General features: G+C 44.1%; 5 protein-coding genes. 2 read left to right on the top strand and 3 right to left on the bottom strand.

The genetic code is table 11. The features are described from left to right. The first annotated feature begins 266 nt into the window (after positions 1-266). Positions 267-1,397, top strand: a complete 1,131-nt coding sequence (locus AC1DSE_RS28675; RefSeq protein WP_477509797.1) for a glycosyltransferase family 4 protein — start codon at positions 267-269, stop codon at positions 1,395-1,397. Beyond that, positions 1,394-2,392 carry a phosphotransferase gene (locus tag AC1DSE_RS28670; RefSeq protein WP_477509798.1) on the top strand — a complete coding sequence of 333 codons (999 nt, stop codon included), beginning with the start codon at positions 1,394-1,396 and terminating at the stop codon, positions 2,390-2,392. Before AC1DSE_RS28675 ends, AC1DSE_RS28670 begins: the two co-directional genes overlap by 4 nt. 728 nt (positions 2,393-3,120) lie before the next feature. Here the strand turns inward: AC1DSE_RS28670 and AC1DSE_RS28665 are convergent. The 3 genes from AC1DSE_RS28665 to AC1DSE_RS28655 are packed head-to-tail and all read right to left on the bottom strand — an operon-like array spanning position 3,121 to position 5,770. After that, on the bottom strand, positions 3,121-4,002 hold the full coding sequence (locus AC1DSE_RS28665) for a carbohydrate ABC transporter permease (RefSeq protein WP_477509799.1): 882 nt from the start codon (positions 4,000-4,002) through the stop codon (positions 3,121-3,123). A gap of 24 nt (positions 4,003-4,026) precedes the next feature. Continuing rightward, positions 4,027-4,959, bottom strand: a complete 933-nt coding sequence (locus AC1DSE_RS28660) for an ABC transporter permease (RefSeq protein WP_477509800.1) — start codon at positions 4,957-4,959, stop codon at positions 4,027-4,029. 1 nt (position 4,960) lies between these two features. Further along, on the bottom strand, positions 4,961-5,770 hold the full coding sequence (locus AC1DSE_RS28655; protein WP_477528588.1) for a glycosylhydrolase-like jelly roll fold domain-containing protein: 810 nt from the start codon (positions 5,768-5,770) through the stop codon (positions 4,961-4,963). Positions 5,771-5,888: the final 118 nt, after the last annotated feature.

Below are 5,888 nucleotides of genomic sequence, written 5' to 3'. Positions count from 1 at the left end.
AAATAAAAAACACGCAATAACCTAGGTACGATTTTTGTGCTTTTCATTTATAGGACATCATCGCTTGTGGTTGCAACGTCCACAGTCGCAATGAGAGACAAGATGAGAGAACGCGACGAAAAACGTGAAGAAACAATCTGCTTCCTCAACAACAACAAAGTCTATTAATTGCGTAATCTACATTCGTTAACTCATATAATATCATTAATAACTAAGTCCATTCTTTGGGCTCGTTTTATAAAAATTAATGTGAAAGGAGTACTCAAATGAAAAGTAGAAGGAAACTTAAAGTATGGGTCATGACAAATGAATTTCATCCAAATATTGTTGGGGGACTCGGTATTGTCGCAACCAATTTGACTAAAATGCTGAGCAAGCTCGATGTAGAAGTTATGGTGTTATGCTCCAGTGACTCTAAGCAACTTTCGTTTTCGAACCCTAACGGCAGACTGCGAATCGTTAGGATTCCCAAAAACTTACGTTACTTTAGTCATTACACTCGAGCGTTCAAAGCTAGTACCGTTCTGCGGGCTGCAGTAGCCATGGGCTTCGGCAAACCAGACCTCATTCATGTTCATAGTACGGATTTCGCCGCAGTTGCTTTGGCAGCAAGAAGCTTGTACCGTATTCCTATCATTTATACATGCCATTCAATGGCTTCAAAAGGAATCACTTCATCATCAGGAAAAAACCAAGCCAAACTGTTTCTCACCGCGAAACGGATCGTCGTTCCGAGCAGGTGGCAAGCAAATGAAATCAAACGGCTGAATCCACGTAAACAAGGCAGTATAACCGTCATTCCTAACGGTGTGAAAGCCAAGTCGAAGCAAACTAAAGGTTCTCCTACCAAATTGCTCTATGTCGGAAGACTTCTTCCTTCGAAAGGCATTAACCCCTTAATCAAAGCTGTTGCTTTGTTATACCACAATCACAAGAATGTTAGTTTAACAATCGTTGGAAGCGGCTCAGTGGCTTATCAAAATAGTCTACAAGCCCTCGCAAAGCGATATGGCATTGCTGAACGCATTCATTGGATTAAAAAGAAACCGAACGATGCGGTACAGCGGATGTACGCTACTTATGGGGCCGTTGTTGTTCCGAGCAAAAAAGAGTCGTTCTGCCTTGTCGCGCTCGAAGCGATGGCAAACGGCGTACCACTTGTATCGACATTATCTGGCGGGCTAAAGGAATTTGTGAACACACGGAATGCCCAAGTTATTCATTCCGTTGATAGCTCCACTATCGCCGATGCAATTGCAGCGCTGTGGAAAAATCCGGAGAAGAAAAAGCAGCGTCTGACCAACGCCCATTCGACTGCCGCTCGTTATAGATGGCCTTCAATCGCTCGCCGCTACAAATCACTATATATGAAACTGAGGAAGGTGAATTCGCCTTGAGTGAGCAACCGATTTCTAGAATCGCAGAACGATTTGGAATAAAGGCAAGCAGAATAAAGAAAATTCGGAAAGGAGTTTATCGGGTTGTAACACCTAGCGGGAAAATATTCAGCTTGAAACGAATGCCAAAGCAGCTTGCGCGTTTACAGTGGACCGACCGAGTACTGCGACGTGTCCAAAATAGCGGACCACTTCTTGCATGGCGCAATCCACAAATGCCAGAAGGACGAAGGCTTTATGTAATCTCGCAAAAAGGAGAGCCTTACGTACTTACACCATGGATCTCAGGGAGAGAGCCTTCTCCCCGTTCTTTAAGCGATATGCATGCATGCGGCGTCGCCTTAGCACAATTTCATTTGGCTGGACGTACCGGACTTAAAGGTAAAATCGCTCATAGCAGGATCGGATCATGGCACTCTACTCTTCGTTATCGGCAACGGAATCTACAAAAAAAGATTACCAAGGCGATTAGAAATGGTTTCAGTCCTCCGATTAACCGCTTTGTACAACAGCACCGCTCGGAAATTTTGCATTATTCGAGCCAAGCGGGAGCTCTGCTGCGAAGCAGCGGATATCGAGCTTATTGCCGTAGTCCACGCCAAAACGGAGTACTATCACACGGCGATGGAGGGCCCAGCAATTTTATTCTAAATAAAAAAGGAACATATCTTATCGACTTCGAAACGCTGCACGTCGATTTGCGCGCCTACGACCTGTTTCGAGTCATCTATAATTCGTGCAAAGATTACAATTGGAATTTCGCGATTGCTAAAGCTATTCTGACAGGTTACCGCAAGGTAGCGAAACTGAGTAAAACCGATTATGAACTTATTCAAGTCTGGTTACGGTTTCCGTACACTACGTACTTGGTGCTATCTCCTTTTGAGAGGTTTCCTTTAACTACAAGCTGGTTGCAATGGGCGCTTGCATCAGAAAGGAAAATCGGCTCGTTCCTGCAAAAACTCGACAATTATGCCGCGAAGCATAGCCAATAAATTTGCGGTAAAATCACTGGTTTGAATACTTCATTTACTCCGGTCTCGACTTTCTAAAAGAAGCTGTTCTTCCTTCGCAGGCAGTAATATTAATAGAGTAGACTCAACAAACGTGATTGCTTCTTTCCCACTCAGGGATTCAACTGCAGAAATATCGGATTCACTTAGATACTTCGTCATCATCAAGTTGGCCATTAAAACAACCATATTATTAATAAGTTTCTTCCACTTCAGTCTCGCCCTCAATAACAGCAAGGCATCTTTGGCATTAAAATTACACTAGCCTGCTGGAGAATCAAAAACGATTGATTTTACCATTTTTGAATTTTAGCACTTTAATTAAAAAAATAAACAACGAGATAGCTTATAAACGAAAATAGCGAGTAAACCAATAAGGTCTACTCGCTATTTTTTTCTAATTCATTATGATTTGCTAACTCTAATATATGTTTATGGATAAGTTCATTAACTTAAGCTTCTTCCCTCTTATTCATGAAGGTTATAACTAGCGACAACAAAAAAAATGAAAAAAAAAGACGTTGGAATAAAAATATCAAATACTCTATCATTTTATATAGTTTCTTTCTATGTCTAACGGCAGCTGTTACTTTTATATTTTTGCTCTTTACCTCAGCACATACTCGCCTTCTCCTCCACTGTCATGAGAGGAAGCCATTCCTTTATTTTCACTTGTTCCATTTATTCATCCACCTTACCCCTACACACCCTTACCCCTTCACTGCACCAATCGTAATCCCCTTGATAAGATACTTTTGGAAGAAGGGATACATCACCATAATCGGCAGAAAACCGATTACAGCAATCGCCATCTTCACCGTCGTACTCGGCAAGTTAGCTCCAGCCTCACCTAGCTGAGCACTGAACTTGCTCTCCGTCAGAAACTGGATGTCGGTTAGCATTCGATTCAATATGTTCTGTACGCTGAACAGCCGCGAATCGGTCACGTAAATCATCCCATTAAACCAATCGTTCCAATAAATGATCGTCTGAATCAAACCTACTGTAGCTACGATCGGCATCGATAGCGGCACAATTATTTTCCAGAATATTTTGAATTCTCCTGATCCGTCGATTTGCGCCGCCTCGATAAGTGCCGGGGGGATCGTCGTCATGAAGAATGTCCGCATTAGGAGCACATTAAAGCCATTCATGAGCAAGCCTGGTACGATCAAGGCCATAATGGTGTTTTTAATATCGAAGTATTGGACATAGACCAAGTAGGTTGGTGTAAGTCCGCCGTTGAATAGCAGCGTGAAAAATACAAAAAATGCAATTCCGTTACGTAAAGGAACTCCCTGTCTGGACATCGGGTAAGCAAGCATCGAGGTCATCAGCAGACTTGCTGCCGTGCCGAAGACTGTAATAAACACCGTGATCCCATAAGCACGGGCGAGCTGCTCCGAGTGATTCCAGAGATAGTTATAAGCGCCCAATCCCAATTGATCCGGAAAGAAAGTATATCCCTGTCGCAGAATTGAGCTCTCATCGGAGATCGATGAGATTACAAGCAGCAGGAACGGCAGCACGCAGGCCACCGCCAGGGCCATCATCGGAAGATGAAGCCATATTCCCTTGTTGATCGTTTTCATGCTTCTACACTCCAGTCCCACGCCTTAGAACAATGCGCTGTCCTTGTTGAATTTGCGCACCGCGTAATTCGATAACAGTACCAGTATAAAGCCGACTACGGACTGATATAGCCCCGCTGCCGAAGACATTCCAATATCGCCTAAATTCATAAGCGCCCTGTATACATAGGTATCGATAACCTGTGTCGTATCATTCAGTGCCCCAGAGCCGAGTGGAACTTGGTAAAATAGACCGAAATCAGAATAGAAAATTTTGCCTATAGCAAGCAAGGTCATCATGATGATAATCGGATACAATAATGGGAGAGTAATATAGCGAATTTGCTGCCATTTGGAAGCCCCGTCTAGTTTTGCTGCCTCATAATATTCCGGATCAATCCCGATGATCGCAGCCAGATAGATGACGCATAAGAAACCGGCGCCTTTCCATAAGCTGATAATCGTCAGAATGAATGGCCAATATTGCGATTCGCTATACCATGAAATACCCTCTATCCCCAGACTGGAAAGAATGGTTTTGTTAATAAATCCAGTCTCCATGCTGAGCAGGGAATAGGCCAAATAACTTACGATAACCATCGATATCAAATGGGGCAACAGTAATACACTCTGGTAAAACCGCGACATAAAGCGGCTGCGAATTTCATTCAGTGCGATTGCAATTCCCAGTGCAAAAGCAGTATTTAAGATGATGAAACAAAAATTGTACAATATCGTGTTGCGTGTAATGATATACGCATCCTGCGTTTTGAATAAATACTCAAAATTTTTCAGGCCAACCCAGTCACTACCGAGTAGCCCCTTCGCAAAATTGTAATCCTTGAAGGCGATCATTAACCCGAACATCGGCAAATAATTGTTGATGAGCAAGTAGACTAGCCCCGGTATCATCATGAGCAGCAGTACGTAGTACTTTCGCACACTGCTCTTCCGGCGGGGCCGATAGGTTTGTTCCATATTACTCCCCGCTTCCCTGGCTGATCGCAGATGAACCAATAATGCTAACTGGACCCAGCAAGCCAGAGGGCTCCTGCTGGACGAACTTGGAGAACCAGTCCTGCTGATTCTTCGCTAGTGTATTGGTCACCTCAATAGTCAATTCATTCTCTCCTTGCTTCCAATAGCGAGCGATATTCCATACATAAGGCGCACACAGCTTCACACCCACATCCTGACCATTAACCCACACCTGTGCAGTCTCATAAACCTGCCCTAGATCCAGCCATATCGGGTCAGTTATTTCACCAGTTAATTCACCAGTTACAACACACTCATACTTCATCGTGCCAGAAAATCTCGGCAACAGGTCGCGTGAGCTCATATTACGCAGCTCCTTCATGGTCCCCCAAGGTGTGAACGTTGGATATTCTTTGGCTGTAGCCAGGGAAATGCTCCACTGGAAAGGCTCAATCATACGTCTGGATAAAGCACGATCCGCACTGGCATACAGGCTCAAATCTGTCCCAAGTGGAGCACGCTGCCACTGGCCTATTGGTGCCGGTAGATTCCCCTCTTCTCCAACCGGTACACGAAGCAAAATTAGTGATTCATAAGCGCTCAGTCGCAAATCAAGCTGATAGTTTTCTCCTGCCCCTACGCGATCCACCTTGTTAGTGAATGCGTCATAACGAAGCCATACACCAGAGCCTGGGAGCGTAATGCTAGTCTCAATCGGCTGATCTGGATTCTCATTGAACAACATGAGAACTTCCAATTGATCATGACGGTATTGGTAGGCTCGTAGATAAGGCTGTTTGTACCTGATCACCAGCTCATTCATCCCTCGGTCGATAAGCGTCTCTGCCAGAAGCTTCAATGGGGTTATAGTAACCTGAGGGTAAGCCGCCAGCTTCTTCAGCACTTCCTCGCATGGTACAGATTAGATT

The sequence above is a fragment of the Paenibacillus sp. 01L418 genome (assembly GCF_056400045.1).
Note: the sequence above shows the minus strand (reverse complement) of the source record. Positions and strands in the feature narration are given on the sequence as shown.

Bases quoted from the DNA above. Each gene is read 5' to 3' on its own strand.
- AC1DSE_RS28675 (WP_477509797.1), top strand. From the start codon at position 267: ATGAAAAGTAGAAGGAAACTTAAAGTATGGGTCATGACAAATGAATTT.
- AC1DSE_RS28660 (WP_477509800.1), bottom strand. From the start codon at position 4,959: ATGGAACAAACCTATCGGCCCCGCCGGAAGAGCAGTGTGCGAAAGTAC.
- AC1DSE_RS28665 (WP_477509799.1), bottom strand. From the start codon at position 4,002: ATGAAAACGATCAACAAGGGAATATGGCTTCATCTTCCGATGATGGCC.